Annotated in this window: 26 protein-coding genes and 1 pseudogene; 17 read left to right on the top strand and 10 right to left on the bottom strand. The window is 63.1% G+C overall.

What is annotated here, in order from left to right:
- Positions 1-7: 7 nt before the first annotated feature.
- From AC07WT_RS38300 to AC07WT_RS38285, 4 genes are all read left to right on the top strand, one after another.
- Positions 8-268, top strand: coding sequence for a hypothetical protein (locus AC07WT_RS38300; protein WP_492594227.1), 261 nt, complete (start codon positions 8-10; stop codon positions 266-268).
- A gap of 536 nt (positions 269-804) precedes the next feature.
- On the top strand, positions 805-1,008 hold the full coding sequence (locus AC07WT_RS38295) for a hypothetical protein (RefSeq protein WP_492594228.1): 204 nt from the start codon (positions 805-807) through the stop codon (positions 1,006-1,008).
- Between the two features lie 204 nt (positions 1,009-1,212).
- The gene (locus AC07WT_RS38290) at positions 1,213-1,506 is read left to right on the top strand and encodes an H-NS histone family protein (RefSeq protein WP_494950963.1); all 294 of its coding nucleotides are present in this window, start codon (positions 1,213-1,215) and stop codon (positions 1,504-1,506) included.
- Positions 1,507-2,325: 819 nt separating this feature from the next.
- The gene (locus AC07WT_RS38285) at positions 2,326-3,927 is read left to right on the top strand and encodes a peptide chain release factor 3 (protein ID WP_494950962.1); all 1,602 of its coding nucleotides are present in this window, start codon (positions 2,326-2,328) and stop codon (positions 3,925-3,927) included.
- 408 nt (positions 3,928-4,335) lie between these two features.
- On the opposite strand, the gene AC07WT_RS38280 is transcribed toward AC07WT_RS38285, so the two are convergent.
- The 4 genes from AC07WT_RS38280 to AC07WT_RS38265 form a co-directional block, all read right to left on the bottom strand.
- A complete protein-coding gene (locus AC07WT_RS38280; RefSeq protein WP_494950961.1) occupies positions 4,336-4,857 on the bottom strand; it encodes a flavin reductase family protein in 522 nt (173 codons plus the stop codon).
- Between the two features lie 36 nt (positions 4,858-4,893).
- Positions 4,894-6,279 carry an MFS transporter gene (locus AC07WT_RS38275; RefSeq protein ID WP_494950960.1) on the bottom strand — a complete coding sequence of 462 codons (1,386 nt, stop codon included), beginning with the start codon at positions 6,277-6,279 and terminating at the stop codon, positions 4,894-4,896.
- Between the two features lie 73 nt (positions 6,280-6,352).
- Entirely contained in the window at positions 6,353-6,508 is a 156-nt protein-coding gene (locus AC07WT_RS38270; protein ID WP_494950959.1) for a DUF1330 domain-containing protein, read from the bottom strand.
- Positions 6,450-6,794 (bottom strand): LysR family transcriptional regulator, encoded by a 345-nt coding sequence (locus tag AC07WT_RS38265; protein ID WP_494950958.1) that lies wholly within the window; start codon positions 6,792-6,794, stop codon positions 6,450-6,452. Before AC07WT_RS38265 ends, AC07WT_RS38270 begins: the two co-directional genes overlap by 59 nt.
- Before the next feature lie 1,106 nt (positions 6,795-7,900).
- On the opposite strand from AC07WT_RS38265, the gene AC07WT_RS38260 reads away from it, so the two are divergent.
- Positions 7,901-8,137, top strand: a complete 237-nt coding sequence (locus AC07WT_RS38260) for a hypothetical protein (RefSeq protein ID WP_494950957.1) — start codon at positions 7,901-7,903, stop codon at positions 8,135-8,137.
- Positions 8,138-8,273: 136 nt separating this feature from the next.
- The gene (locus tag AC07WT_RS38255; protein ID WP_494951147.1) at positions 8,274-8,717 is read left to right on the top strand and encodes a hypothetical protein; all 444 of its coding nucleotides are present in this window, start codon (positions 8,274-8,276) and stop codon (positions 8,715-8,717) included.
- 26 nt (positions 8,718-8,743) lie between these two features.
- On the opposite strand, the pseudogene AC07WT_RS38250 reads toward AC07WT_RS38255, so the two are convergent.
- A pseudogene (locus tag AC07WT_RS38250) lies at positions 8,744-9,175 on the bottom strand (LysR substrate-binding domain-containing protein); the annotation flags it as partial.
- Between the two features lie 97 nt (positions 9,176-9,272).
- On the opposite strand from AC07WT_RS38250, the gene AC07WT_RS38245 reads away from it, so the two are divergent.
- Positions 9,273-11,672: a bifunctional acetate--CoA ligase family protein/GNAT family N-acetyltransferase gene (locus tag AC07WT_RS38245; protein ID WP_494950956.1), complete on the top strand. Its 2,400-nt coding sequence runs from the start codon at positions 9,273-9,275 to the stop codon at positions 11,670-11,672.
- Positions 11,673-11,714: 42 nt separating this feature from the next.
- Here the strand turns inward: AC07WT_RS38245 and AC07WT_RS38240 are convergent, their stop codons facing one another.
- Both AC07WT_RS38240 and AC07WT_RS38235 read right to left on the bottom strand, forming a co-directional pair.
- On the bottom strand, positions 11,715-12,260 hold the full coding sequence (locus AC07WT_RS38240; RefSeq protein ID WP_494950955.1) for a hypothetical protein: 546 nt from the start codon (positions 12,258-12,260) through the stop codon (positions 11,715-11,717).
- Positions 12,261-12,359: 99 nt separating this feature from the next.
- Positions 12,360-13,142, bottom strand: a complete 783-nt coding sequence (locus AC07WT_RS38235; protein WP_492594232.1) for an IclR family transcriptional regulator — start codon at positions 13,140-13,142, stop codon at positions 12,360-12,362.
- Positions 13,143-13,537: 395 nt separating this feature from the next.
- Between AC07WT_RS38235 and AC07WT_RS38230 the strand changes: the two genes are divergently transcribed.
- The 9 genes from AC07WT_RS38230 (at position 13,538) to AC07WT_RS38190 (ending at position 22,509) form a co-directional block, all read left to right on the top strand.
- On the top strand, positions 13,538-14,587 hold the full coding sequence (locus tag AC07WT_RS38230) for a sugar ABC transporter substrate-binding protein (protein WP_494950954.1): 1,050 nt from the start codon (positions 13,538-13,540) through the stop codon (positions 14,585-14,587).
- Complete coding sequence (locus AC07WT_RS38225) at positions 14,584-16,104, top strand: sugar ABC transporter ATP-binding protein (RefSeq protein WP_494950953.1); 1,521 nt, start codon at positions 14,584-14,586, stop codon at positions 16,102-16,104. The genes AC07WT_RS38230 and AC07WT_RS38225 overlap by 4 nt, the downstream gene beginning before the upstream one ends.
- A gap of 49 nt (positions 16,105-16,153) precedes the next feature.
- Entirely contained in the window at positions 16,154-17,152 is a 999-nt protein-coding gene (locus AC07WT_RS38220) for an ABC transporter permease (RefSeq protein ID WP_492594281.1), read from the top strand.
- Positions 17,153-17,174: 22 nt separating this feature from the next.
- On the top strand, positions 17,175-17,501 hold the full coding sequence (locus tag AC07WT_RS38215) for a UxaA family hydrolase (RefSeq protein ID WP_494951146.1): 327 nt from the start codon (positions 17,175-17,177) through the stop codon (positions 17,499-17,501).
- Positions 17,502-17,543: 42 nt separating this feature from the next.
- Positions 17,544-18,860 (top strand): UxaA family hydrolase, encoded by a 1,317-nt coding sequence (locus AC07WT_RS38210; protein WP_494950952.1) that lies wholly within the window; start codon positions 17,544-17,546, stop codon positions 18,858-18,860.
- Between the two features lie 86 nt (positions 18,861-18,946).
- Positions 18,947-19,987, top strand: coding sequence for an aldo/keto reductase (locus AC07WT_RS38205; RefSeq protein WP_494950951.1), 1,041 nt, complete (start codon positions 18,947-18,949; stop codon positions 19,985-19,987).
- A gap of 6 nt (positions 19,988-19,993) precedes the next feature.
- Positions 19,994-20,824, top strand: a complete 831-nt coding sequence (locus AC07WT_RS38200; protein WP_494950950.1) for an amidohydrolase family protein — start codon at positions 19,994-19,996, stop codon at positions 20,822-20,824.
- 56 nt (positions 20,825-20,880) lie between these two features.
- Positions 20,881-21,624: an SDR family oxidoreductase gene (locus AC07WT_RS38195; protein ID WP_492594238.1), complete on the top strand. Its 744-nt coding sequence runs from the start codon at positions 20,881-20,883 to the stop codon at positions 21,622-21,624.
- A gap of 36 nt (positions 21,625-21,660) precedes the next feature.
- Positions 21,661-22,509, top strand: coding sequence for an ureidoglycolate lyase (locus AC07WT_RS38190; RefSeq protein ID WP_494950949.1), 849 nt, complete (start codon positions 21,661-21,663; stop codon positions 22,507-22,509).
- Positions 22,510-22,622: 113 nt separating this feature from the next.
- Here the strand turns inward: AC07WT_RS38190 and AC07WT_RS38185 are convergent, their stop codons facing one another.
- The 3 genes from AC07WT_RS38185 to AC07WT_RS38175 all read right to left on the bottom strand — a co-directional run bounded on the left by AC07WT_RS38185 (position 22,623) and on the right by AC07WT_RS38175 (position 24,848).
- Positions 22,623-23,975 carry a pyridoxal phosphate-dependent decarboxylase family protein gene (locus AC07WT_RS38185; protein WP_494950948.1) on the bottom strand — a complete coding sequence of 451 codons (1,353 nt, stop codon included), beginning with the start codon at positions 23,973-23,975 and terminating at the stop codon, positions 22,623-22,625.
- A gap of 31 nt (positions 23,976-24,006) precedes the next feature.
- Positions 24,007-24,309 carry an ArsR/SmtB family transcription factor gene (locus tag AC07WT_RS38180; RefSeq protein WP_492594241.1) on the bottom strand — a complete coding sequence of 101 codons (303 nt, stop codon included), beginning with the start codon at positions 24,307-24,309 and terminating at the stop codon, positions 24,007-24,009.
- 104 nt (positions 24,310-24,413) lie between these two features.
- On the bottom strand, positions 24,414-24,848 hold the full coding sequence (locus tag AC07WT_RS38175) for a PaaI family thioesterase (protein WP_492594242.1): 435 nt from the start codon (positions 24,846-24,848) through the stop codon (positions 24,414-24,416).
- Positions 24,849-25,117: 269 nt separating this feature from the next.
- Here AC07WT_RS38175 and AC07WT_RS38170 point away from each other — a divergent pair, with 269 nt between their 5' ends.
- The gene (locus AC07WT_RS38170) at positions 25,118-26,740 is read left to right on the top strand and encodes a methyl-accepting chemotaxis protein (protein WP_494951145.1); all 1,623 of its coding nucleotides are present in this window, start codon (positions 25,118-25,120) and stop codon (positions 26,738-26,740) included.
- The last annotated feature ends 34 nt before the right edge of the window (positions 26,741-26,774 follow it).

Genomic DNA, 26,774 nt, shown 5'->3' with positions numbered 1-26,774 from the left:
GGTTTCAATGAAACACAGTCTCTCCTCTTTTGCGCGCCGGGCTTGTGTGGCGCTGGGCGTAGCCGGGGTCGCCGTGCTGAGCGGTTGCAGCAGCAGCGCGCCGCTGTTTCTGTCGGACGGCCGCGCCACCACGCTGGTGCAATGCCCAAATGGCTCCGACTCCTGCGTGCAACAGGCGCGCGCCGGTTGCGGCAGCGCTTTCGACGTGGTGCGCCAGTCCACCGACAACGGCACGCTCAGCCTGATCTACGCCTGCCGGGCGAAATGACGACGCGCTAGCCTTCGGCCGGCGCGGCCTGTTTTCACCTTCCTCTATTGAGTCCGCCGATCGGCCACGACGGCGGGCGTCGCCATTCGAGTCATTCCCGCCATTCCCGCCATTTGCGCGCGGATTTCTGCCCGGCCCGAGCTATTCAGCTAGCCGGTGCTTATGTTAAGCACAATACCGTCATAAAGATCAGTATCTAATGCACATTTGCGGATGGTCCACGATGCGCAACGGATTTTAACGGACCTCGCCGCTGCATTATTTCTTTCGCCGCCCAGCCCGAATAGAAGGCGCTCAGGGGCATTCGGGTTTGCCGACACGCCGAGTCGGTGCGGCACCTAACGGAACGCGAATATTAGTCGCAGTATCCTCGTCTCAGCGACTGGCAGATTAAGGCGGCACGCATGTTTTGCCGATTTTGTGTCGGTTGGAACGGGGGGTTGAGAGAGATTTTCAATCTTTAACAACGAAGCGGCTCGATTGCGGCACGTTTTATGCTCCGCAATTGATTTGATTTGGAAATTCCGGGGATAGAAATGAATCACCACCAACTCGAAAAAGATATTGAACATCTTGAACACATAATCTCGCACATTTCTGCTGAAGACCGTATCCCGTTGTCCTATTGGCGCAACCGGATCGATTCTGTGTCCGGCGCGGCGCTGGTGCCGGCGCAGGCGAGCCGCGTCAAAAGGCTCAATGCCGCGCTTCTGGCATTGGAGGCAAGGCAGAAGTCCTGACCGCGCGCGGCGGCGGATGCCGCCCGTGTCCTCCGATCTGCTCGTTCGATTTCGAACGTCGCGTATACGATGCAATTGACGATTGAGTGTGCCGGTTCCCCCCTGTTCGCGGCCTTGATGGGCGGGGGCAGCGGGTCTCTATCCGGTGCTTTTTTCGTCTGATAGGGTCACACTGCAGTTAGTCAAACCGATTGGAGCACCGTCATGGCCTCGTACAAGCAGTTGACTGCCCAGCTCGAAAAACTCCACAGAGAAGTCGCGCTGGCACGTGAAAAGGAAGTCGCACAGGCGATCGCCGACATCAAGCAAAAAGTCGCCGAATACGACTTGACCGCGGAAGAATTGGGCTTTTCGAGCAAGCGCGCGGCGGGGCGCAAACCGGCCGTGGTGGCCAAGTATCGCAATCCGAAAACCGGCGAGACATGGAGCGGTCGTGGCCGCTCGCCCAACTGGCTGGCGGGCAAGAATCGCGAGCGCTTCCTGATCGAAGCTCCCTGAAGTCCCCCACATCGCGTGACTGCATGACGGCATGGCGCGTTCGCTCGCAACGCGGTTGTTTTTCCAAAGTGAATCTGCGCGTACTTTTTTTCGCACCGCTGCACTAGTCCCGAAAACGCTCACCTTTCGCGTGAGGCTGGGTCGCGATGCATGGGTTTTTCCTTGTCCCTTGCGTCGGGCTTTGTTTGTTCGGTGAGCCTGGCGTCGGCGTTTTGCACACTCGACGCAAGCGGTCGGCTGCGCTGATCGCAGCGCGTCCCGAACCTTCCGCGTAAGCCGCGTCAGCCTTTGGTGGCGGGCGTTTCCGGGCCCTGTGAAGAATCTCGCGGGTCGGCTGCGACTTCATGCGGCGCATCTTCCAGGACATTGGCGATCTGTTTGACTTGCTCACTCCCGGTGCGTGCGCAACGTCTGACGCGATCACCGTTCGCCGTGATTCGAGGTCGACAATCGCGGTTCCCGAAAACCCTCACCTTTACGCCGTTCGCACGCTTCTGAATTCTGAGGTTTCTCTTCCTTTGCGCTGCTCACGATGGTGTCTGCCGGCCCATTCCCGTTCTACCCATGACCCGGCCCGCCGCCTTTTCCGGCGGGCCGTCCCCATGACGTGTATCATTCGCACCTTGCGCTGTTCTGCGCTGGCGATTCCCGTATTGTCGAACGCTCGTTCGTGACCCGTTTCCGACGCGGCGAGGTTGCCATGTGACGCGGGTCCCGGCCCAACTCCCGCAGCTCGACGCCGCCGCGCAAGGCGTGGCAGACCGGCAGCCACAAGCCGCCGCAGACCGCCCGAACCCCTATCCGTGACCGCCAGACCCGATGTCAGTCTCCGAACTCAAACGCCGCCGCACGTTCGCGGTCATTTCCCACCCGGACGCGGGCAAGACCACGCTCACTGAAAAGCTGCTGCTGTTTTCAGGCGCAATCCAGATCGCCGGTACCGTCAAGGGCCGCAAGAGCAATCGCTACGCGACGTCCGACTGGATGGAGATCGAAAAGCAGCGCGGCATTTCGGTGGCCAGCTCGGTGATGCAGTTCGAGTACGGCGACGCCGTGATCAATCTGCTCGACACGCCGGGCCACGAAGACTTCTCCGAAGATACCTATCGCGTGCTGACCGCGGTCGACGCCGCCGTGATGGTGATCGACGGCGCGAACGGCGTCGAAGCGCAAACGCTGAAGCTGCTCGAAGTCTGCCGCAGCCGCAAGACGCCGATCGTCACCTTCATCAACAAGCTCGACCGCGAAGTGCGCGAGCCGCTCGAACTGCTCGACGAAATCGAACAGCATCTGGGCGTCGCCGCTGTGCCGTTTACGTGGCCGATCGGTATGGGCAAGGAATTTCAGGGCGTCTACGATATCCAGCGCGATCAGGTGCGCGTGTTCCGCGCCGGGCAGGATACGGCGGGCGGCGCGGTTGAAACGCTGCAGGCGCTCGGCGACGAGGAAGGCGAACGCCGTTTCGGCCATAGCTGGGTGCGCGCGAAGGAAGAGATCGATCTGATCACCGGCGCGACGCCCGATTTCGATCGCGAACAATTCCTGGCGGGGCAGCAATCGCCGGTGCTGTTCGGCTCGGCGATCAACAACTTCGGTGTGAAGGAAATTCTCGACGCGCTGGTCGATCTGGCGCCGCCGCCGTCGATGCGCATGACGGTGCAGCGTCCGGTGATGCCGGACGAGCCGAAGTTCACCGGCGTCGTGTTCAAGGTGCAGGCGAACATGGATCTGGCGCACCGCGACCGCGTGGCGTTCATCCGGGTGTGCTCGGGTCGTTTCGAGCGGGGCATGGCCGTGAAGGTGACGCGCTCGAACAAGACGTTCCGCGCCAATAACGTGGTGACGTTCCTGTCGCAGCGTCGCGAGACGGTCAGCGAGGCGTATCCGGGCGACATCATCGGTATTCCGAATCACGGTACGTTGAGTCTCGGCGATACGCTGACCGAAGGCGAGCAGTTGCAGTTCGTCGGCTTGCCGTTCTTCGCGCCGGAAATCTTTCAGACGGTGGAAGTGGTCGATCCGATGCGCGCCAAGCAGCTCGGCGAAGCGCTCAAGCAGCTCGGCGAGGAAGGCGCGATTCAGGTGTTCCGTCCGGAAGTTGGCGGCTTGATGATTCTCGGCGCGGTGGGTCAGCTTCAGTTCGAAGTGGTGTCGCACCGCTTGTCGACGGAATACAAGGTCGACGTGCGGATGGCGCCGGCGCGTTACCGGATGTCGCGCTGGGTGACCTGCAACGACGCTGCCGAACTGCGCCGTTTCACCGATTCGTACGCGGCGCGGATCGCGCTCGATGCATCGGATGCGCCGACGTATCTGGCGTCGCATGTGTCGGAAATCGAAGTCGCGCAGAAGGCGTGGCCGAAGATCGTCTTCAATGAATTGCGCGAGCATTCGGGCGCGCCGTTCAAGAAGGCGATGTAGGCCGCATCTCTGTGGCGTCACAAAAAAGTCTTCAGCATCACAATAAAGCTTTCAGTGTTACAAGAAAGTCTTCAGTCCAGCCGCGTATCCCAGTGCTGAAGACTTTCACTCGTAGGTGAAACGAGATATAACCTACAGAATGGCAACGCGTCGGACACGATTCGTAGCTAATGCAGGTAGGACGCTCTTCACGCTGGGTAGTGCGCGGTCGCTGTCCCACTCAGATATATCCGGCCTTGACCGAGCGTGTACTTTGTCGTCGAGCGACGCAGTGGCGAGGGCATCCCATAGTGGGGAGGATAGCGGGGCGTTCATGCTTGAGATCTCCAGCGGCTTGATGGGAAGCGAAGTACTGAAAACGGACTTTCTTTTTTTTTAATGATGTCGAGGCCGGCGCAAAGAGGCCGGTCAGTCTTGCGCGCTCAACTCTCGATAACACCCGCCGTGGTAAATCAGAGGCTTGCGCTGCGCAGTCGAGAAGCGCTCCACTGCACCGATGAACAGCCGATGATCGCCGGCTTGCAGGCGCGACTCATTGCGGCACTCAAACCAGGCGCAGCAGTTTTCCAGCAGCGGAACGCCGCCGAGTCCCGAGGACGTACGCAGCCCGAGGAACTTGTCCACGCCGCTGGTGGCGAAGCGCTGTGCCAGTTCGATCTGATCGGACGCGAGAACGTGCACGGCGTAGTGTGCAGCGCGTTGAAACGCGTCCAATCTCGAACTGGTCCGCGACAGGCTCCAGATGATGAGCGGCGGCTCCAGCGAAACGGAGTTAAATGAATTGACGGTCAGACCAATCGCGCTGCCGTCGGCGTTGCGCGCGGTGACGATGGTGATGCCCGTGGCGAAGTTGCCCAGCGCGTTGCGCAAGGCCCGTGGGTCGGAAATCGTCGTGGGTCCGTCGTGGTCTACGGCGTCGCATAGAGACATGGTTTGGCGGTATCCAGGCTGGGGGAAGTGGGCGTGTTACCGATCGGACACGACGGGACTTGCAGCGACGTTCGGACTACGGGACTTGACCCGGCGCAACGCGCTGGCGTTTGCCGCGATCAATGCCAACGCCGCGCCAATCGCCGTGATGAGTTGCGCCTGGCGCTGGTGCGCAAGGCCGAACACCAGCGCCACCACCACGGCGCCAAGCGACTGGCCGAGCAGACGGCCCATCGATTGCAAGCCGGATGCGCCGCCGCTGCGCTCCCTTGGCGCGCTGCCCATGATCACGCGATTATTGGGCGATTGAAACAGACCGAAGCCGAGCCCGCCGATGGCGAGCCGCCACGCAATGTCGAACAGCGACGGATCGCTGCCGAGCCAGCAGAGCGAAGCGAGCCCGCAGCCGAGGAAGACGAGGCCGACGCTGCTGATCCGTTCCGGCGACATACGATCGGAGAGCCGCCCCGCGATCGGCGCGATCAACGCGGTCATCAGCGGCCACGGGGTCATGAGCAAGCCGGTCTGCGTCGCGGGACGGCCGAGCGTCGTTTCGAAGTAGAAGGGCAGCGCGATGAAGGCCATGGTCTGCGCCGCGAAGGAGCAGATCGACGTGATCATCGACAACGAGAACACCGGCAGGCGCAAAAGATCGATTGGCAGCAGCGGCTCGGCAAGACGGCTCTCCCGCCAGACGAAGAGTGCGCCGACCAGCAACGCGGCCGTGACCATCGCGACGCCGCGTTCCGCTCCGCCCGCTTCGCTGAACGCCGCGAGACCGGAAATCAGCAAGCCGAAGGTGATCGCGTTGAGTACCGTACTGAGCTTGTCGAGCCGCTTACCCGATGCGGGCGTGATGGGCAAGGTCCGCGCACCGACCATGAGCGCGAGCAGGCCGAGCGGCACGTTCACGAGGAACAGCCACTGCCAGTGGGCGACGGAGAGGATGGCCGAGGCGACGCTCGGCCCTGCAGCCGACGACACCGCGACGATCAGCGAAGCGTAGCCGACGCCGACACCAAGCTGCGCCTTCGGATAGATGAAGCGCACCAGTGCGATGTTGACGCTCATGATGCCCGCCGCACCCAGACCTTGAACCACCCGGGCGGTGGCGAGGACCGGCAACGTGTGCGCATTGGCGCAGGCAAACGACGCGAGCGTGAAAACGGCCAGGCCGGCCCAGTAGATCCGCTTGTAGCCCATGATGTCGCCGAGGCACGCCAGGGGCAGCAGTGAAACGGTAATCGCCAACTGGTAGGCGTTGACGACCCAGATTGCCTGCGCGGGAGACACCGACAGGTCGCGGCCGATGGCGGGCAACGCCACGTTGACAATGGAACTATCCAGAACCGCGATGATGATGGCGATCGCGATAGTGAAGAAAGCAAAGAAACGTTGTGGATTGGGCAGACCGTCAGTCATAGTGGAAATGTAAAAAAACAAAAATGCCGACTTAACGATTCGGCTCGAACGGAGGCTATCGACGTGCCGCACTTCACGCCGGACTGCTCATGCCGGGTTGCGGACCGTCGTAGCCTTCGATGATCAGAATATCCGCTGTCGAACAGCAGTCGCGCTTGGCCTTGACGAGCTCATATTCGGCCGACTCGTAGCAGGCGACGGCCGTCGCATAGTCTTGGAACTCGATCACGACGGTGCGCGCCCGAATAGAACTGCGACAACTCCGCGCTTAGCACTTCGATTTTGCTGGCGATCGCGAGCGCGCTGCGGCGCACGGCGTCGCCCGCCGGTGTCACGCTGATACCGCGGGCGTGGCGCTGGATGAGCGGCAAGCCGACCAGCGCTTCGATTTCGGCGACTCGTCGGCTGACGGCGGACGGTGTGATGAATTCGCGCTCGGCGGCACGCGCGATATTTTTTTCCTGGCAGACAGCGACGAACAAGCGTAGGGAAATCAAGTCGAGCTTTCTGATCAAATTTTCCATAGTAACTTTCGCAGAGTGTTCAAAAGACTCATTCGACTGACGAAGCCCCGCCGGAAAGTCAGGCAACCGGCCAGTTCGAAGCGCGCTTCACAAATGCCGGCGCAACGTCCAAAGCGAACACGCCGACGAGCGATCGTGCCGCGATGACGAACTACGCCGACGACCCGCGCACTTGCCCGACCATCGCCGTGAGGCTGGCCGCGCGGGGCAATTGAGGCGGTGATGCGGTCGGAGGGGTGGCCGGCGGCAGAGGTCGTGCTCGGACGATAGTCGATACGACGCGTGGCGACCCTGGGGCGCTTTTGACGCGGGTTGCCGTGCGCGCAACGAATCGGCGGATTCGGTTTAACCCGCCATTGACGCTGCGCGAATGAATATCAACAACGTGAGTCCGCAACGGATGAGTGAGCTTTCATTTCGTCGACGGACCAGGGTTTATTCCAACGGATATATCTGAGCTTGCTCAACGCGAGCGGCGCTGTCCTTCGTTTTGAAACCGATTTACGCCGCAGCGTCGCATCGATCTGCGATACGCGATTAAATTACGAATAAATTACTTGTTATTTAATTTTTGCTTCCGAAATGCCTGCAAAGAGGGTGCTGCCGACCAGCTTGGTGGCGGCTGCCGGGGAGGCAGGCGCGAGTGTCTTCATGCAATAATCGCCCGAAATGTAAATTCCAAATTTATTAAAGATATCGATTTGCCTGAGTTAATAATCTGTTAATGCTTGAAGGGCAGCGTATTAGCGTGTTGATGTATTGGGGCGAGAAATATAATGTTATTTATGACTTATTTCGGCATAGTCTAAGTCATTTATATTGAAAAAACAACGGAAGCCGAGCTTTATGCTTTTTGGATTGTGGCGGCAATACGAGGGCTATTGACGGCGCCGCGGCACGGTGCGCAAAAAACCCCTGTGACGCATCAGAACCTGCCGCTTCCCGATGCTTTGGAAACCACGCCGCGAACGCACGCGCCTATCGAATGAGTTACCGCAAGCGGTCGTCGGCATCGCGATTTCTGGACCCGATGGACCTCAAGAATGTGGGATCACTCAGTTATTTAATGGATAGCAACATCCTGGGAGATTAAAGCGATGACGGGCATGGGGGTGGCCGCAGCCGTTATCGTCGGCCTGCTGGTTGGCGGGCCGCGATTGATCCGGGCTTTGCGCAAGCCCCAGATCCGCGAGGCGATCACGATCCAGGAACTGGCAGACCGCGTGGTCGCAAGCGAAATCGACGGAGTGGACAAACTGGAACGCGAAGAGGTCATCCGTATACTTACCGACGCGTTGGATAAGAGCAATAGCAATAGCACGCCCGAAAATTGAAAAGTCCGCGAAACCGGATCGTTGCGATGGGTGCTTACCGGGCGCGCTCACTGACACACGTTCCTGCGCGGTTCCCGACAAATCCGCAAGGCAGTTGCTGGAAACGCGGGCACCGACATTGCCCGCATTGGAGAAGATGATGCACAAAAGAAGGCTACTAGCGTTGGCTATGACGTGTTTGACGCTGACGGCTTGCGACTGGCTGCACGAAGGACCAGGCGCAGGCGACATTGACGGCGCGGTACGCCGGGCACTCGATTCGGCCAACAAGGGGTCGCTCAATGCCTTGGTCGGCAACCCGCTGCCGACGTCGGCGGACGTCGCGTCGGTTAAAGCCGACGGCGATTGCGCAAAGACCGGCACAAACACCTTCGCGTGCCACGTCATCATCGCGCGCCGGGCGGCACAGCCGAACGAGGAGGGCACGACACTGCGCGCCGAGCTGGTTTTCGCCAAAGATGGCGAAGGGCACTGGCAGACATCCGACATCGATCAGGCGCTCGCCGTGGGCGCCGCAAAGTCGCTCATCGATCGCGTTAACCAGGCGCTGCCGGATCACGTCGCGTCGAACCCGTTCTGATCTCCATCTCAATACAACAGACTCCGGTAAGTGACATGTAGTGCGGGCATATGTTCGAGCAGCATGTCGAGCGGTTGCCCGAGCAGACGCGGTGCGCCGACAAGCACGTGACGCTCCATCATCAGCAATTTGGAGTCGGCGTCGGGTAGCGCGTGGCGGCCAAAGCGGATGGTGCAATGGCAATCGCCATGAGCTTCGGTGCGGACAGACAATTCGACGTCCGGCAACTCCACCGCCAGCGAACCTAGCCGCGGCGAGAACCGCTGCGTCGCGAAGGTGGGCGGCACGGCGAGCACGAGGCGACGTCGACCCTTGGCCGCAGTGATCTGGCGGAAACCGCGCTCGATCGTGTCGAAAGCTTCGGAGAGGCAGGGCAGGAATTGCAAGCCCACCGGCGTCAACCGGACGCCATTGTGATCGCGCTCGAACAGTTTTGCGTCGAGCGATTCATCGAGCAGCCCGTTCAGAAGCGCCGCGCAAGCCCGCAACTTCGCCTATCCTGACGAAGACGCGTGCCTCGCCGTCGGCGCGCCTTCTCCAATCTGCGGAGCGCCCGTGACCGTTCGCAATCTCGACGCCTTGTTCCGACCCGAATCCGTCGCCGTGATCGGCGCTTCCGAGCGGCCGGGCAGCACCGGTGCGATGGTGTGGGCGCGCGTGCTGGAAGGCGGCTTCAACGGCCCCATCTGGCCGGTCAATCCGAAATACCGCACGCTCGGCGGCCGCGCGGTGACCGGCGATGCCGGCGATCTGCCGCAGGCGCCTACCGTGGCGTTGATCTGCACGCCGCCCGATACCTGGCCTGGCATCATCCATAAGCTTGGCGGGTTGGGCACGCGCGCGGCGATCATCGTCGGCGAAGTGCGTACCGATGACGATCGGCTGGCGCTCCGGCATGCATTGTCGGCGGCGCGGCCGCATCTGCTGCGGATCGTCGGACCTGGCAGTCTGGGCGTGGTGTCGCCGGCGCTGCGCGCGCATTTCGGCGCGCCGTCGTGCACGGTGAAAACGGGCGGCGTCGCATGGGTCTCGCAGTCGAATGCGCTGACCAATGCCGTGCTCGGCTGGGCGCACGCGCGCGGACTGGGTTTTTCGCACGCGGTGGCGCTGGGCGGCGAGGCCGACGTGGACGCCGGCGACGTGCTCGACTACCTGGCGAGCGACCCTGGCACGCGCGCCATCCTGCTCGAACTGGACACGGTGCGCGCGGCGCGCAAGTTCATGTCGGCGGCTCGCGCGGCGGCGCGCAACAAGCCGGTGCTGGCGTTGCGCTCGGGCCGCGCCGATCCCGCCGACGCGCTGTACACCGCCGCGTTCCGTCGCGCGGGCATGGTGCGCGTGGATGCGCTCGACGATCTGCTCGACGAAATCGAAACGCTCGGCGTGGGCCGCGTCGCAGTGGGCGCCACGGCGACGCTGATCACCAGCGACAGCGGCCTCGCGACGCTGGCCTGCGACGCGTTCGCCGCAGCCGGCGACACGCTCGCGCCGTGGCCGGCAGAAGCCGCCGATGCTTTAAGGCAAGCCTTGCCGCACGCGGTCGGCGGCAACCCGCTGCAACTCGGCGACGATGCCCGTCCGGAGCATTTCGGCACCGCGCTGGAGCTGCTCGCCAGCCATCGCAGCACCGGCACGGCCTTCGTGGTCCACGCGTCGACGCATGGCGCGCCGGTCGGCGAGGTTGCGCAGGCGTTGATCGCGAATCAGCGCTTCGCGTATCGCGGTTTGCTCGCGTGTTTTTTCGGCGGTGTGGACGCGGCGACGCGCGACGCGCTGCATGCGCAAGGCATTCCGGTTCATACGACGCCGCAGCGGCTCGCGCGCGCGTTCGCCCGGTTGGTCGATTACCGGATGGGGCGCGAATTGCTGATGCAGACGCCAGAGGGTTTGCCGGCGCAGATTCCAGAAGCCATCGACGCCGCCCAGGCGCAAGTGTGCGCCGCGATAGCCGCAGGTGAGCACCAACTAACCGGCGAAGCGGCGGCGCAGTTTCTTGAACGCTTCGGGCTGCGGGTCGAGACGCAGGCGGGCGGGCAGAAGGAAAACGCGGCGCAAGGCGCTGCGCAGTCGCAGAAACCGGTCGTTGACATCGCCGTCGAGCTTCACGACGACGACAACTTCGGCCCCGTCTTCCGCTTCACCGCGCCGTCGGCGGATGGCGTGTCCGAGCCGCTGCGCGTCTACGGCTTGCCGCCGTTCAATCCGATGCTGGCGCGCGACATCGTCACGCACTCGCGCTACGCGCGGCTGATCGATCCAGAGCCGGCGTTAGCCGCATTGACGGCGCTCTCGCAGGCCGTCTGCGACGTCAAGGAAATCGTCGGTCTTTCACTGACTTTGCGGGTGTTCCGCGACCACGTGGTAGTGGTCGAGCCAACCCTGAGCATTGCGCCGACGCGCAGCCGCCTCGCGATCGTGCCGTATCCGCGCCGCTTCGAAGAGACGCTCGACTGGCAGGGCATTCGCGTCACGGTGCGGCCGATCCGTCCAGAAGACGAGGCCGCGCATCACGATTTCGTCGAAGCGATGACGCCGGAAGATTTGCGCCTGCGGTTCTTCGGCGCGGTCGCCAACTTCGACCATTCGCAGCTCGCGCGTATGACTCAGATCGACTACGACCGCGAAATGGCGCTGATCGCGACTGTATCGAGCGAAGAGGGTTTCATGCGGACGCTGGGTGTGGTGCGCGCGGTGGCCGATCCTGACAACGAAACGGCCGAATTTGCGGTCGCGGTGCGCTCGGACCAGAAGGGCCGGCGGCTCGGACAGTTGCTGATGGACCGGATCATCAAGTACGCGCGGGCGCGCGGCATTCATTGGCTGGTTGGCGAGGCGTTACGCGAAAACGGTCCGATGATCGCGCTGGCCAAGTCCTGCGGGTTCACGATGACGCAGACGGAAGATCCGGGCGTGGTCGGCTTCAGGATGGCGCTGGACGAACCCGCGCAGGGGTAAGCGGGTTCGTCTGTTCGTCTAGGTCTGTGGCGGGTACGACCCTCAAGCCGGCAGCTTCGCCGCGGCTTCGTCGACCTGCGTGCGAGTCACGGCCAGCTCTTCCAGCCACGCATCGGCGTACACGGCGCCGGTCTCGCGTTCCAGACGCGCGATGGTCGCCGCGCAACGACTCGAATCCTTCGGCGTCGCGATGAACGATTTCACCGACTCACCCGCCTTGAACTTGTCGAACAGCGGTACGCGAATATCGTCCGGCAGCGCGCGCGCCGTCCATTGATACGGCTTGCCGTTGAACGTGAACGACGGCGGCAGCACGCGTTCTTTCTTCGCCGCCGGAATCAGACCATAGGTGCGCGCGGCTTCGCCGATCTGCTCGGGCGAAAACAGCTCGTCCGGGCTGATGTCGAATTGCTGAATGAAAGATTCGATGCTTTGCATCGCCGCGGCGCGGTCGTCGCGCCGTTTCTGCGCGTGGGCGACGATGTCGCGCAGTTCGTCGGCTTCTTCAGGCGTAATCGTGAAGCTCGACTGCTTCTGCTGAAGTTCGGAAAAACGCTGGAATTCGGAATCGGTCAGAAGTTTCGCCATTGCTTGATCGAGGGCGCGCATGAGGAAACCCATGCGGCGTCATTTTTGAGAGGGTCGCCATTCTAAACCATGTGCCGGCGCGCTTCGTTTTGAAGCGCTTCAGCGGTCCTCCCGAAACATCGACAACGCCTGCACCGTCTCGCACAGCAGGGTCGTGACAGCGTCCAGCGTCGGTGCGACGTATTCGTCGATGCGCCGCATGTACGGGCACGTGAGCGCCGCAATCGCCTGGCCGGAGGGTCCGAGGATCGGGAAAGTGACGTCCGTCACGCCAACAGTCTGCTGACTGTCCTTCTGCGAAAACCCTGCTGCGCGAGTCCGCTCACATGCCTGTTCCAGCGCATCGCGATCGATCGTGACTTCGCCTTTCACCTTGGTGTGTTCGGCCAGCATCTGCTCGCGTTGCTCCGGGGTTTGGAAGGCCAGCATCACGCGCCCGGAACCCGTATCGATCAACCCGACGCGCGAGCCGAGCCGCACCGAAATGCCCCACGTGCCCGGTCCGTCCACCTGCGCGATCACCAGCAAATTGCCGCGGTCGTACACCGCGAGGTGACACGATTGCTCGGCAGTGTCGGCAAAGCGCTGCATCAGCGGCAACGCTTCGGAAATCAGCCGGTTCATCGGCGGATGCCGATGCGCGAGCGCATACAGCTTGAGACTCAGCGAATACCGGTCGCCCGCCTCTGAGCGCACAACATACTGCCGCGCGACCAGCCGCTCCAGCATCCGATACATCTCGCTCGCGTTGCGCCCCAGCAGCTTGGTGATTTCGGCGCGCGTCAGTCCCCCTTTCTGCTCGGCGAGCAGTTCGAGGATGTCGAGGCCCTTGTCGAGCGCGGGCGCGCGGTAACGGTCGTCGTCTTTGTCTTCCGCATCCATCGTCAGTGTCTCTCCATGTGCAGTTCTCGTTATCTGGGCGTGAGTGTAGTTCGGAATAAATCGAACGAAGCCAAATACACGGCTGGACTCGTCGTTACGCGTGGCCAGGGAAAACACCGACGGTTGGTGCAGTGCACATTCCTTGACTTCAAAAAGTCCGTATATGAATAATACGTTCATTGGTGAATGAGCGCACGCCAATAAACCGACACGACAAGAAAGCGCAGGACGCAGTGCCGGTCATCCAGCATGGCCGGATCACGCAGTTCAACAACGCATTACCTTGCATGGGGCCGGAGCGCGCTGCGTGGGACCGGAGTAAGTGCTGAAGCACTAACTCCGGATCGACATAAGCGCTAAAGCGCTAACTCCGGACCGACACAGGAGACACAACCATGTCGTTCGTAAAGAGACCGTTCGCGGCTCGCCGTTGGTTCCGGAGTCCTTCATTTGCCGCAGCGGCGGGAGCTTGTGCCGCCGGTCTCGTCATCAGCAGCGCCGCGCAAGCCGCCGAGGCCGGCAAGATCGGCCTCGATCTGCCGCTCCTCACGTCGCCGTTCTGGCAGTCATACAACAGCTATCTGCCCAAGTACGCGAAGGATTTGGGCATCGACATCCTCGCGCCGGTCAATTCGAACGGCGATCCGGTCCAGCAGATCACCGACATGAACAACCTGCTGAATCTCGGCGCCAAGGGCATCGTGGTCGGCCCGCTGGATTCGGCGGCAATCAGCCGCGCTTTGGAAGGCGCGGCGACCAGGAACGTGCCCGTCGTCGCGGTCGACGTCGCGCCGACGCAAGGCAAAGTCGCGATGGTGGTGCGCGCCGACAATCGCGCGTATGGCGAGAAGGCGTGCAAATACATCGGCGAGCATGTGAAATCCGGCAAAGTCGTGCAGATCATGGGCGATCTGGCGTCGGTGAACGGGCGCGACCGGTCTGAAGCGTTCCGCGCGTGTCTGAAGGGCTATCCGGGTTTGTCGCTGCTGGAAATTCCGGCGAACTGGAAGGGCGACGTGGCGGCCACTGCGCTCGATAGTCTGCTGACAGCGAATCAGGACGTGAAGGGCATTTACATGCAGGCGGGCGGCGTCTATCTGTCGCCGACGCTGCAAACGCTGCGCCGCAAACAGATGCTGTTTCCCGCCGGCGACGCGAAACACGTCGTGATCGTCAGCAACGACGGCATTCCGCAGGAGTTCGATGCGATCCGCCGCGGCGATATCGACGCCACCGTTTCGCAGCCCGCCGATTCGTATGCAAAGTACGGCCTGTTCTATATCAAGGCGGCGCTCGCCGGACAAACCTTCAAACCGGGCCCGACCGATCACGGCAGCAATATCATCCAGTTGGCGCCGGGCGTTCTCGAAGACCAGCTGCCCGCGCCGCTCGTGACCAAGTCGAATGTCGACGACAAGGCGTTGTGGGGAAACACGGTTAAATGAGCGAACTCACGCCATCCGTGCCGGTCGTCGAAGCGTTGGAGATCACCAAACGCTTCGGCTCCACGGCCGCGCTGAAAGACGTGAGCATCCGCGTGATGCCCGGCGAGTCTCACGCGCTCGTCGGGCGCAACGGTGCGGGCAAATCGACGCTGGTGTCGATCCTCACCGGCCTGCGCAAGCCCGACACGGGCGAGGTGCGTTTCAGCGGCGCGGCTGCGCCGTCGATCGCGGACCGCGATGCGTGGCGCGAACGCGTTGCGTGCGTCTATCAGCACTCGACCATCATTCGCGATCTCACCGTCGCGGAGAATCTGTTCATCAACCGGCAACCGTCGCGGCACGGCGTGATCGATTGGTCCGCGATGCGCCGCGACGCCCGCGCATTGCTCGACCACTGGAAGATCGACGTGCGCGAGGATGCGCGCGCCGGCGACCTGACGGTGGAAGCGCGCCAACTGGTCGAAATCGCGCGGGCGCTGTCGTACGGTGCGCGTTTCATCATCCTCGACGAACCGACCGCGCAACTCGACGGCGACGAAATCAAGCGCCTGTTCCGCCGCATCAGCGAGTTGCAGCGCGAGGGCGTGACGTTCCTGTTCATTTCTCATCACCTGCAGGAGGTCTATGAGATTTGCCAGGCCGTGACGGTGCTGCGCGACGCGCGGCATATCGTCAGCGCGCCGGTTTCCGCGTTGCCGCGCGAGCAGTTGATCGAAGCGATGACGGGCGAGCGCGGCGGCCTCGCCGTCGCCGATGCGGCGGCGCGCGAGGCGTTGCCTGCGGATACGGCCGTCGCGTTGGAAGTCGAAGCGCTGGCCGGCTCCGATTACGAAGACGTGTCGTTCACGGTCAAGCGCGGCGAAGTGGTCGGCCTGACCGGCGCGACGAGCAGCGGCCGCACTAGCGTCGCCGAAGCGATCGCCGGTTTGCGCGCGGCGAAACGCGGCGAGATTCGCGTCGTCGGCGCCACGCTGCCGCGCGGCGACGTACCTGCGGCATTGGCGCACGGCATCGGCTGCGTGCCGAAGGATCGCCACCACGAAGGCCTGGTGCTGACGCAATCGGTCGCCGAAAACGCTTCGATGACGATCGCGCACCTGCTCGGCAAATTCGGCATCGCACCGCCGGCGAAGAAAAACGCCTTCGGCCAGCAGATGATCGACGCGCTCGGCATCGTCGCGCAAGGCCCCGAGCATGTCGTCTCAGGGCTCTCGGGCGGCAATCAGCAGAAAGTCGTGATGGCCCGCGCGCTCGCCACCGATCCCAACGTGCTGGTGCTGATCGACCCGACCGCCGGCGTCGACGTGAAATCGAAAGAAGCGCTGCTGTCAGTCGTGGACCGCGTGCGCGAAGAGGGCAAGGCCGTGCTGGTGGTGTCCGGCGAACTCGACGATCTGCGCACCTGTGACCGCGTGCTGGTCATGTTCCGCGGGCGTATCGCGGCCGAATTTCCCGCCGGTTGGCAGGACCACGATCTGATCGCATCCGTTGAAGGAGTCAGTCTCCATGAAGAATAGTGTGCCCAGCCCTGCATTCGGTACGACGCAAGCTCAAGCGCAGCCGGCCATGGCGGCCATGGCGACCACGCGCGGCAAACGCGCGCGGATCGAATTCGCCCGCCTGCGCGATTTAGCGTTGTTGCCCGCACTCGCATTGCTGATCGTGATCGGCGCATTTGTCAGCCCGAGCTTTCTGACGCGGGCAAATCTGATCAGCGTGCTGGGCGCGTCGGCGGCATTGGCGCTTGTGGTGCTCGCCGAATCGCTGATCGTGCTGACCGGCAAGTTCGATTTGTCGCTCGAATCGACGGTGGGGATCGCGCCCGCGGTCGGCGCGATGCTGGTGATGCCGGCGGCGTCCGCGGGCTTCGGTCTGCAATGGCCGGCGGCGATGGGCTTGCTCGCCATCGTGGCGGTCGGCGCGGTGATCGGGTTCATCAACGGATTTTTGGTGGTGCGTTTGCGGCTGAATGCATTCATCGTCACGCTGGCCATGCTGATCGTGTTGCGCGGCATGCTGGTCGGCGCGACCAAAGGCGGCACGCTGTTCGATATGCCGCCGTCGTTCTTCTCGCTTGCGACCACCATCGTGCTCGGCTTGCCGTTGTCCGTGTGGCTCGCGGCGGCGGCGTTCGCGATCGCCGCGTTCGTGTTGCGCTATCACCGTCTGGGCCGCGCGTTGTACGCGATCGGCGGCAATCCGGAAGCGGCGCGTGCCGCGGGGATTCGCGTCGAGCGCATCACGTGGGGCGTCTTCGTGCTCGGCAGCGTGCTCGCGTCGGTCGGCGGTTTGATCGTGACCGGCTATGTCGGCGCGATCAACGCGAATCAGGGCAACGGAATGATTTTCACGGTGTTCGCGGCGGCGGTGATCGGCGGCATTTCGCTCGACGGCGGCAAGGGCACGATGCTCGGCGCGCTCTCCGGCGTGCTGCTGCTCGGCGTCGTGCAGAACCTGCTGACGCTCGCGCAGGTGCCGTCGTTCTGGATTCAGGCGATCTACGGCGCCATCATCCTCGGCTCGCTGATGGTCGCGCGCCTCGCCAGCGGCGAAGGCCAGAACTAATGCGCGTACAACACGGAGACCTATCTTGAGCCGTCCATTGGATACCGATGTCCGCCTGATTCTGCTGAGCCCGGCCGATAACTGCCTGATCGCGGCGGCGCGCCTGGAAGCGGGCACGCAAATGCAGATCGAAGGCGAATACGTGACGCTCACCAAGACCATCGAGCTCGGCCATAAAGTGGCACGCCAGGAACTCGCGAAAGACGACAAGGTGCTGCGTTACGGCGCGGTGATCGGCCACGTGACCGAAGCGGTCGCGCGCGGCGCGCATCTGCATACGCACAACCTCGAAAGCGATTACCTGCCCACCTATACGCACGACGCGGGACACGAGTTCATCCATCACTGACTTGCGCACAATGAAGTGGCCTGGCGCCACGCTGGAACGATCATGACCGACATTTCCATGGCACCTCAAATCACCCCGCCGACGCTGCAAGGCTACCTGCGCAGCGACGGCCGCAAAGGCATCCGCAACGTGGTCGCGGTCGCGTATCTGGTCGAGTGCGCGCATCACGTCGCGCGCGAGATCGTCACGCGGTTTCGCGAGCCGCTCGACGCATTCGACGATCCATCGGCCGAGCGTGAACCGCCGGTGCCGGTGCATCTGATCGGCTTTCCCGGCTGCTATCCAAACGGTTACGCGGAAAAGATGCTGGAGCGCCTCACCACGCATCCGAATGTGGGCGCAGTGCTGTTCGTATCGCTCGGTTGCGAAAGCATGAACAAGCACTATCTGGTGGACGTGGTGCGCGCAAGCGGCCGTCCCGTCGAAGTACTGACGATCCAGGAAAAGGGCGGCACGCGCAGCACGATTCAATATGGCGTCGACTGGATTCGCGGCGCGCGCAAGCAACTCGCCGCGCAACGGAAAGTGCCGATGGCGCTGAGCGAACTGGTGATCGGCACGATCTGCGGCGGTTCGGACGGCACCAGCGGCATCACCGCGAATCCGGCCGTGGGCCGCGCGTTCGATCATCTGATCGGCGCGGGCTCCGCCTGCATCTTCGAAGAAACCGGCGAGCTGGTGGGCTGCGAATTTCATATGAAAACGCGTGCGGCGCGGCCCGACCTCGGCGACGAAATCGTCGCGTGTGTCGCAAAGGCGGCGCGCTATTACTCGATTCTCGGGCACGGCAGTTTTGCGGTCGGCAACGCGGACGGCGGCCTCACCACGCAGGAAGAGAAATCTCTGGGCGCGTATGCGAAGAGCGGCGCGTCGCCGATTGTCGGCATCATCAAACCCGGCGATATTCCGCCGTCCGGCGGCCTCTATCTGCTCGATGTCGTGCCGGATGGCGAACCGCGCTTCGGCTTTCCGAACATTAGCGACAACGCGGAAATCGGCGAACTGATCGCTTGCGGCGCGCATGTGATTCTGTTCACCACCGGACGCGGCTCGGTGGTCGGCTCGGCGATTTCGCCGGTCATCAAGGTCTGCGCGAACCCCTCGACGTATCGCAATCTCGCTGGCGATATGGACGTCGACGCAGGGCGGATCCTCGAAGGCCGCGGCACGCTCGACGAAGTCGGCCGCGAGGTGTTCGATCATACCGTGGCCATCGCGTCGGGCGAGGCGTCGAAATCGGAGACGCTCGGGCATCAGGAATTCATCCTCACTTACAAGACTTTCGAGCCGGTCGGGCCGGCGTGCCTGCCGTCGAGTGCTGCGAAGCCGCAACGGGTGCTCGCGATCGCACCGCTCTGAGTGCCGATTTGAGTGCCGATTTGCGTGCGCCGGGCAAACATCGTTCGCGCGTGCTAAAACACGTTTAATCACAGGAGACGCGGTCAATGACGGCAACGGTCGGTTCGAAGATCGGGCAACGGCGCGGCATCGGCCGCCGCGCGCTGCAAGTCAGCGGATTGGGGCTCGGTACGGCGCCTTTGGGCGGCCTTTACCGCGATCTGTCCGACGAAGAAGCACACGCGACCATCGCTGCGGCGTGGGCCGCCGGCGTGCGTTACTTCGATACCGCGCCGCATTACGGCCACACGAAAGCCGAGCATCGTCTGGGCGACGCGTTGCGCCGCTATCCGCGCAGCGAATACGTGCTCTCCACGAAAGTCGGGCGCCGCTTCGTGCCGCGCACCACGCCCTACGACGGCAGCGAGGGCTGGCAAGACCCGCTGCCGTTCCAGGCGATCTACGACTACACGCACGACGGCATTCTGCGTTCGTTCGAAGACAGCCAGCAGCGCCTCGGCATTGTCGATATCGATATTCTGCTGGTACACGATATCGGCCGCGTCACGCACGGCGACAAGAATCCGTATTACTGGCGGCAACTGACCGAAGGCGGCGGCTTTCGCGCGCTCGACGAGTTGCGTGCGTCGGGCGCGGTCAAGGCGGTCGGCCTGGGCGTCAACGAAGGCGCGGCGATTCTCGACGCGATGGCCGAATTCGATATCGATTGCGCGTTGCTGGCGGGCCGTTATACGCTGCTCGAACAGACCACCCTCGACGACCTGTTGCCGGCATGCGAAAAACGCGGCGTCAGCATCCTGTTAGGCGGCGCGTTCAATTCGGGCATTCTGGCGCGCGGTGTCGAGGGCGATCTGAAATTCAACTATGGCGACGCGCCGCGCGAAGTGATCGAGCGCGTCGCGCGGCTGGAGACGGTGTGCCGCGAGCATGGCGTGCCGCTTGCCGCCGCCGCCTTGCAGTTTCCGTATGCGCATCCGGCGGTCGCCACCGTGTTGACCGGCGCGCGCAGTGCCGATGAATTGCGCGAGAACGTGGCGTCGTTCGAGCAGCCGATCCCCGCGGAATTGTGGTCCGCGTTGCGCGACAACGGCTTGCTGGACAGCCGCGCGCCCGCACCGGAGGATTGACCGACGATGCATATCGACGCCCACCAGCACTATTGGGACCCGGCTCGAGGCGACTATGAATGGCTCACGCCGGAACTGAAAATCCTGTACCGGCCGTTTGGTCCCGCCGATCTCGCGCCGTTGCGCGAACGAGCCGGCATCGAGCGTACGGTGGTGGTGCAGGCGGCGCCGACCATCGATGAAACGCGTTACTTGCTGGACATGGCTCGCGATGAGCCGTCGATTGCAGGCGTGGTGGGTTGGGTGCCCTTGCTGCTGCCAACTGCGCCGGATGTGATCGACGCCTTCGCGCACGAGCCGAAGTTCAAAGGCGTGCGGCCGATGTTGCAGGATATTCCGGACGATACGTGGATCGCCAACCCCGAGCTCGCGCCCGCGATCGAAGCGCTGATTGCGCACGACCTCGCGTTCGACGCGCTGATTTACGCGCGTCACGTGGAGCACGTCGAAACGTTCGCGACGCGTTTTCCGGCGCTGCGCATCGTCGTCGATCATGGTGCGAAGCCGCCGATCCGTTACGGCCGCGCGGATTGGCAAACATGGGCCGATGCGATCACGCGGCTCGCCAGGCTGCCGCACGTGCATTGCAAGCTGTCGGGGCTCGTCACGGAGGCCGCGCCCGGCTGGACCGAAGAAACCTTGCAGCCGTATGTCGAGCATCTGCTGGCGTCGTTCGGTCCGGCGCGTTTGATGTGGGGCAGCGACTGGCCGGTGCTCGATCTGAACGGCGACTATCTGCTGTGGCACTCGGTGGCGAACACCTTGCTCGCGTCCTTGAGCGACAACGAGCGCGAGGCGGTTTTCGGCGGCAATGCCGCCGCGTTTTACCGGCTTTGAAGGTACGAAGCCAGGACGAGACAAGAGAAGCCCATTCCATTCAACTGGAGTCGTAGATGACACAAAGACTGGCCGGCAAGACGGCCCTGATCACCGCGGCGGGACAAGGCATCGGCCTCGCGACCGCGGAGCTGTTCGCACGCGAAGGCGCGCGCGTGATCGCCACCGATATCCGTATCGACGGGCTTGCCGGCAAGCCGGTCGAAGCGCGCAAGCTCGACGTGCGCGACGACGCGGCCATCAAGGCGCTGGCGGCCGAATTCGGCGCGATCGACGTGCTGTTCAATTGCGCGGGCTTCGTCCACGCCGGCACGATTCTCGAATGCACCGAAGAAGATTGGGACTTCGCGTTCGACCTGAATGTGAAGGCCATGTACCGCACGATCCGCGCGTTCCTGCCGGCGATGCTGGAGCACGGCGGCGGCTCGATCATCAATATGTCGTCGGCGGCGTCGAGCGTGAAGGGTGTGCCGAACCGCTTCGCGTATAGCGCGTCGAAAGCCGCGGTGATCGGGCTGACCAAGTCGGTTGCTGCGGACTTCATTACGCGTGGTGTACGCTGTAACGCGATTTGCCCGGGCACGGTGGCTTCGCCGTCGCTCGAAGAGCGTATCGCCGAGCAGGCTCAGGCGCAGGGCGTGACGCGCGAGGTCGTGCAGGCGGCCTTTGTCGCGCGCCAGCCGATGGGCCGCGTCGGCAAACCCGAAGAGATCGCCGCGCTGGCGCTGTATCTTGCGTCCGACGAATCGTCGTTTACCACCGGTCACGCGCATGTGATCGACGGCGGCTGGTCGAACTGATGCACACGGAATACCACTGAAAAGGGAAGTGTCAGGATGAAACTGCTTCGTTATGGGCCGAAAGGTCAGGAAAAGCCGGGCTTGCTCGACGCGCAAGGCAAGCTTCGCGATCTGTCGAAAGTGGTCGCCGATATCGACGGCGCCGCGCTGACCGACGAAGGCCTCGCCAAACTGCGCGCGGTCGATCCGGCATCGCTGCCGCTGGTCGAAGGCAATCCGCGGATCGGTCCGTGCGTCGGCAAGATCGGCAAATTCATTTGCATCGGGCTGAACTACGCGGATCATGCGGCGGAATCGAATCTGCCGGTGCCGGCCGAGCCGGTGATTTTCAACAAGTGGACGAGCGCGATCAGCGGCCCGAACGACGACGTGGAAATTCCGCGTGGCTCGAAGAAGACCGACTGGGAGGTCGAACTCGGCGTGGTGATCGGCAAGCCGGCGAAATACGTCGACGAAGCCAACGCGCTGGATTACGTCGCCGGTTACTGCGTGATCAACGACGTGTCGGAACGCGAATGGCAGATCGAGCGCGGCGGCACGTGGGACAAGGGCAAGGGCTTTGACACATTCGGCCCGATCGGTCCGTGGATGGTCACGCGCGACGAGGTCGCGGATCCGCAGAACCTGAGCTTGTGGCTCGAAGTGGACGGCCATCGCTATCAGAACGGCAACACGAAGACGATGGTGTTCGGCGTCGCGAAGCTGGTGTCGTATGTGTCGCAGTGCATGAGCCTGCAACCGGGCGACGTGATTTCCACCGGCACGCCGCCGGGCGTCGGCATGGGCGTGAAACCGAATCCGGTATACCTGAAGCCGGGGCAGACCATACGTCTGGGTATTGAAGGCCTCGGCGAGCAGACGCAGAAGACTTATGCCGCGGAGTGAGCGGCGGGTGTAGTCGAAAGGTGCTGATGATGGAAAAGGCCGTTCCTGCTCGATGCGGGAACGGCTTTTTTATGAGCCTCGGCGCGAGCGTTCAGATGGGCGTTCAGGTGGGTTTATGCGCGCTGGGCCTCGAGCAGCCGCGCAAGCAACGCGACCAGCTGATCGACGTGCCGATCTTCGGTGCGCCATGACGACACGCTGATACGGAACGCCGGCCTGCCTTGCCAGACCGTCGCGCCGAACCACGTTTCACCCGAAGCCTGCGCCGCCTCGCGGACCGCGACGGTTTGCTCGTCGGTTGCGGCCCGCGCGAGCACCTGATTCAACACGACGCGATTCAACACCTCGAAACCCGCGGCACGCAAACCTTCGGCGATGCGCGAAGCCTGCGCGCAATGGCGATCGACCATGTCCTTTACGCCGCTTCGCCCTAAAGAACGCAACGCCGCCCAGATCGGAATGCCTCGCGGCCGGCGCGAGAATTCGAGGTTCAGATTCTTCTGCGCATCGTGCGCCGCGCTCAAATACGCCGCGTCGCTGTTCATCGCCGCCGACATTGCGCCCGCGTCGCGGCAGATCGCCATCGCGCCGTCGTAGGGCGTGTTGAGCCACTTGTGGCCGTCGGTGGTCCAGCTATCCGCGCCTTCGATGCCGTCCGTCAGCGCCCGCTTCGACGACGCTCGCGCCCACAAGCCGAACGCGCCGTCGACATGGACCCACGCGCCCGCAGCCTTCGCACGCGGAATCAGCGTGGCGAACGGGTCGAACTCGCCGGTGTTCACCTCGCCCGCCTGCACGCAGAAGATCGTCATGTCGTCGAGCGGCGGCAACTGGTCGGGGTCGATGCGGCCATGCGCATCGACGGGCGCGACGATCACATGCTTCATGCCGAAGCCGAGCACACGCAGCGCCTTTTTCACCGTGATATGCGCCATGTCGGAGATCACGACGCGCACGGCGGGCGCGCCATTCAAGCCGTCGTTGTCGAAATCCCAGCCCTGGCGGTCCAGCAACGCGCGCCGCGCCACCGCGATGCAAACCAGCGTGCAGGCGGTTGCGCTGGTGCCGAAGCCGATCGCCGCTTCGCGCGGCAGATCGAGGGCGTCGAGCACCCAGCGCGTCGCGATCTTCTCGATGGTGGCGGCCACCGGCGAGTTGTCGAAGGTCGACGCGCATTGGTCCCACGCGCCCATCAAACGCTCGGCGGCTGCCGCCGCCGGCAAGACGGCGCCGATCACGAAGCCGTAGTAACGCGGATCGTTCGACGCCACTGTGCCGGGCGACCCGCTTTCGTCGAGCAAACGCAGTACGTCGGCGGGCGGGTGGCCGTGTTGCGGGAAGGCTTCGTCGAACGCAGCGAGTTGCGCCAGCGCGGCGGCGTCCGGAAACACCCGGCGCTTGCCGATGGCCGCGAGGTAAACGTGGGCGCGCCGGTCCGCATCGGCGACAAGAGCGAGTTCGTCCATGAGAGTCCTTGAGGTCTTGGGGCCGGCAGGTCTAGAGATTGGCGAGGTCGCGGCCGAGCTTCTGCAGTTCGGCGTCGATCCGCTTGTAGTAGGTGAATTTGCCGATTCGCTGTGCGCGCACCAAGCCCGCGTCGGCGAGGATGCGCATGTGGCGCGTGGTGGTGGCAGGCGCGATGCCGAGCTTGTCGGTGATGAAGGTGCAGCACACGCCGACCGTTTCGATGTCCGCGTGGTCCTGATAGGGGAAATGCCGCGTCGGCTCCTTCAGCCAGCGCATGACGGCAAGCCGGCTGGCATTGGCAAGCGCGTTGATGCGCGTGAGGTCGTCCGTCATTGGGTTGGGCGTACGCGGAGTCGATAACGTTTCGTATATTAGCTAAATGACAAAACGTGAACAAGCGCCTTTACGGCGGCGCGCGGTCACTGCTAGCGGTCCGTTCAACCCGGCAGTTCGTGCTCGCCGCTGTCGCTGATGCGATTGATCGTGCCTTGTGCCACCGCAACGAGCTTCTCGCGGTTGCCTTCCATCACGTAGACGTTGCACTGGCAGGTCGCCTGAGTTTGACCCGCGTAGACGACTTTGGCGCGCGCGATCAGCGTGCCGTTGATCGCCGGCCGCAGATAGTTGATCTTGTACTCGCCCGTCACGACCTTCGGTCCCAGCGACAACGCGCCGGCGAACGTGAGCGCATTGTCGACGAGATAGCTGATGACGCCGCCATGCACGAAGCCGTGCTGCTGCCGCAGTTCGTCGCGGATCGGCAGAGACAGCGTCAGTTCGCTGGTGCCCGTGTGCATCAGCTCGGCGCCAAGCAGCATGCTGAACGGCTGGGCATGCAATGCGCCGCGCGCCCGGTCGAGGAGGTCGGTCATCTTGATTCCTTCGGGCATGGCCCGCAGTGGCATTCGCACAGGCGTGCGTTGTGTAGTCCTTACCCACTCTAGGAAGCGTGTGCACACCGCGTCAAGGTGATTCGGAAAAATCCGCAATGTATTGTTGTACAAAACAACTGCAATCCCGAAGTTGGCCGATGAAAAGGGGGCGTAAGGCGATCTTTGGTGAAATTGGGCTCAAGCAAAGTCTGGCGATGCCGTTAACCCGAACGTAGCTCCTGCCATTCTTCGCCATTCAGGTATTCATGATGTTCAGCAAGATCAAGGTCGCATCCGGCCTGCTATGTGTCCTGGCCGCGTTCTGCGTGTTCCAGCTTGTGACGGTAGGCCTGGGATTCTGGTCGCTCACTCGCACCCATGATGACGTGGGCGATCTGTCGAACATCGCGCTGAAGCAGGTCGATGCGGTCAATGAAACGACGCAGCATCTGATGGATGCCCGTATCAACCTGTCGCGCGCCGGTACGCGGATGGTGCGCGGCGGCGGCGAGCCGGCCGACATCGTGCAGCACGCCCGTGAACAGCTGATGGCCGCCGATCAGTCATTCGCCGTTTTCATGAACGCGCCGAAGACCAGCGACGAAAACAGCGCCCGCGCCACGGCGATGGCTGATCGCTATAAAAAGCTGCACGACGCGCTCGCGGAACTGGTGCAGTTCCTCGACTCGAACAATATTCAGGCGTTTCTCGACCAGCCCACCCAGTCGTTCCAGGACGCCTACCTTGCCGAGTCGCACCACTTCGTGCAGTTCGGCGACGCCGCGAGCCGTGCGTCGCTCGATTCGATCGATGCCCGTATGACGATGTTCCGCGGCGTCAGCATCGCTATTCTGCTGTTGCTGGTGGTGGGCACGTTTGCGGTTCACATGGCGTTGCGGCGTGGCGTGGTGGCGCCGCTCGAAGAAGCCGGCCGGCATTTCGACCGTATCGCGCTCGGCCGTCTCGATCAGCCGATCGCGGCGCGCGGCACCAACGAAATCGGCCGTCTGTTCTCCGGCCTCGCGAAAATGCAGGCGAGCGTCGCGCGCACCGTGCAGACCGTGCGCGAATCCGCCGACTCGATCCACCTCGGCGCCGACGAAATCGCCACCGGCAACGCCGACCTGTCCGCGCGCACGGAAAACCAGGCGGCCTCGCTCGAGGAGACCGCGTCGAGCATGGAGGAGCTGACCGCCACCGTGCGCCAGAACGCCGAGCACGCCCGCGAAGCCAACGCGCTCGCCGGGACCGCGCTCGACGCGACTGCGCGCGGCAGCGAAGTGGTCAACGAAGTGGTCGACAAGATGCGCGGCATCGCGCAGAGCTCGGACAAGATCGCCGAGATCATTTCGGTGATCGACGGCATCGCGTTCCAGACCAATATCCTCGCGTTGAACGCGGCCGTCGAAGCGGCACGCGCGGGCGAGCAGGGCCGAGGCTTCGCGGTGGTGGCGGGCGAAGTGCGGGGTCTGGCCCAGCGCAGCGCGCAATCGGCCAAGGAAATCAAGACCTTGATCAACGAATCGGTCGCCGGGATTCAGGGCGGGTCGATGCTGGTCGAGCATGCCGGCGAGGCGATGAGCAACGTGTCGGCGTCGATTTCACGCGTCACGCAGATGATGGCGGAGATCAGCGCGTCGTCGCTCGAACAGAGCACGGGCATCGAGCAGGTCAATCAGGCGGTGGTGCAGATGGACGAGATGACGCAGCAGAATGCGGCGCTCGTCGAAGAGGCGGCGGCAGCGGCGGCTTCGCTGCATCAACAGACGCAGCAGTTGAAGCAGGCCGTTTCCGTGTTCGAAATTTCGGAGGCTGTGTTGCGCACGCAACACTTTGATGAAATTCGCGGCCACGCAGCGGCGTTTTCGTTGTCGGACGCGCGGGCGATTTAAATCGTGCGAACGCCTCGAAAAAGGGCGTTTGCAA

The organism is Paraburkholderia sp. GW821-FHT02A12 (assembly GCF_059422005.1).
The sequence above is the reverse complement of the archived record's forward strand: the minus strand, read 5'-3'. Positions and strand labels throughout refer to the sequence as shown.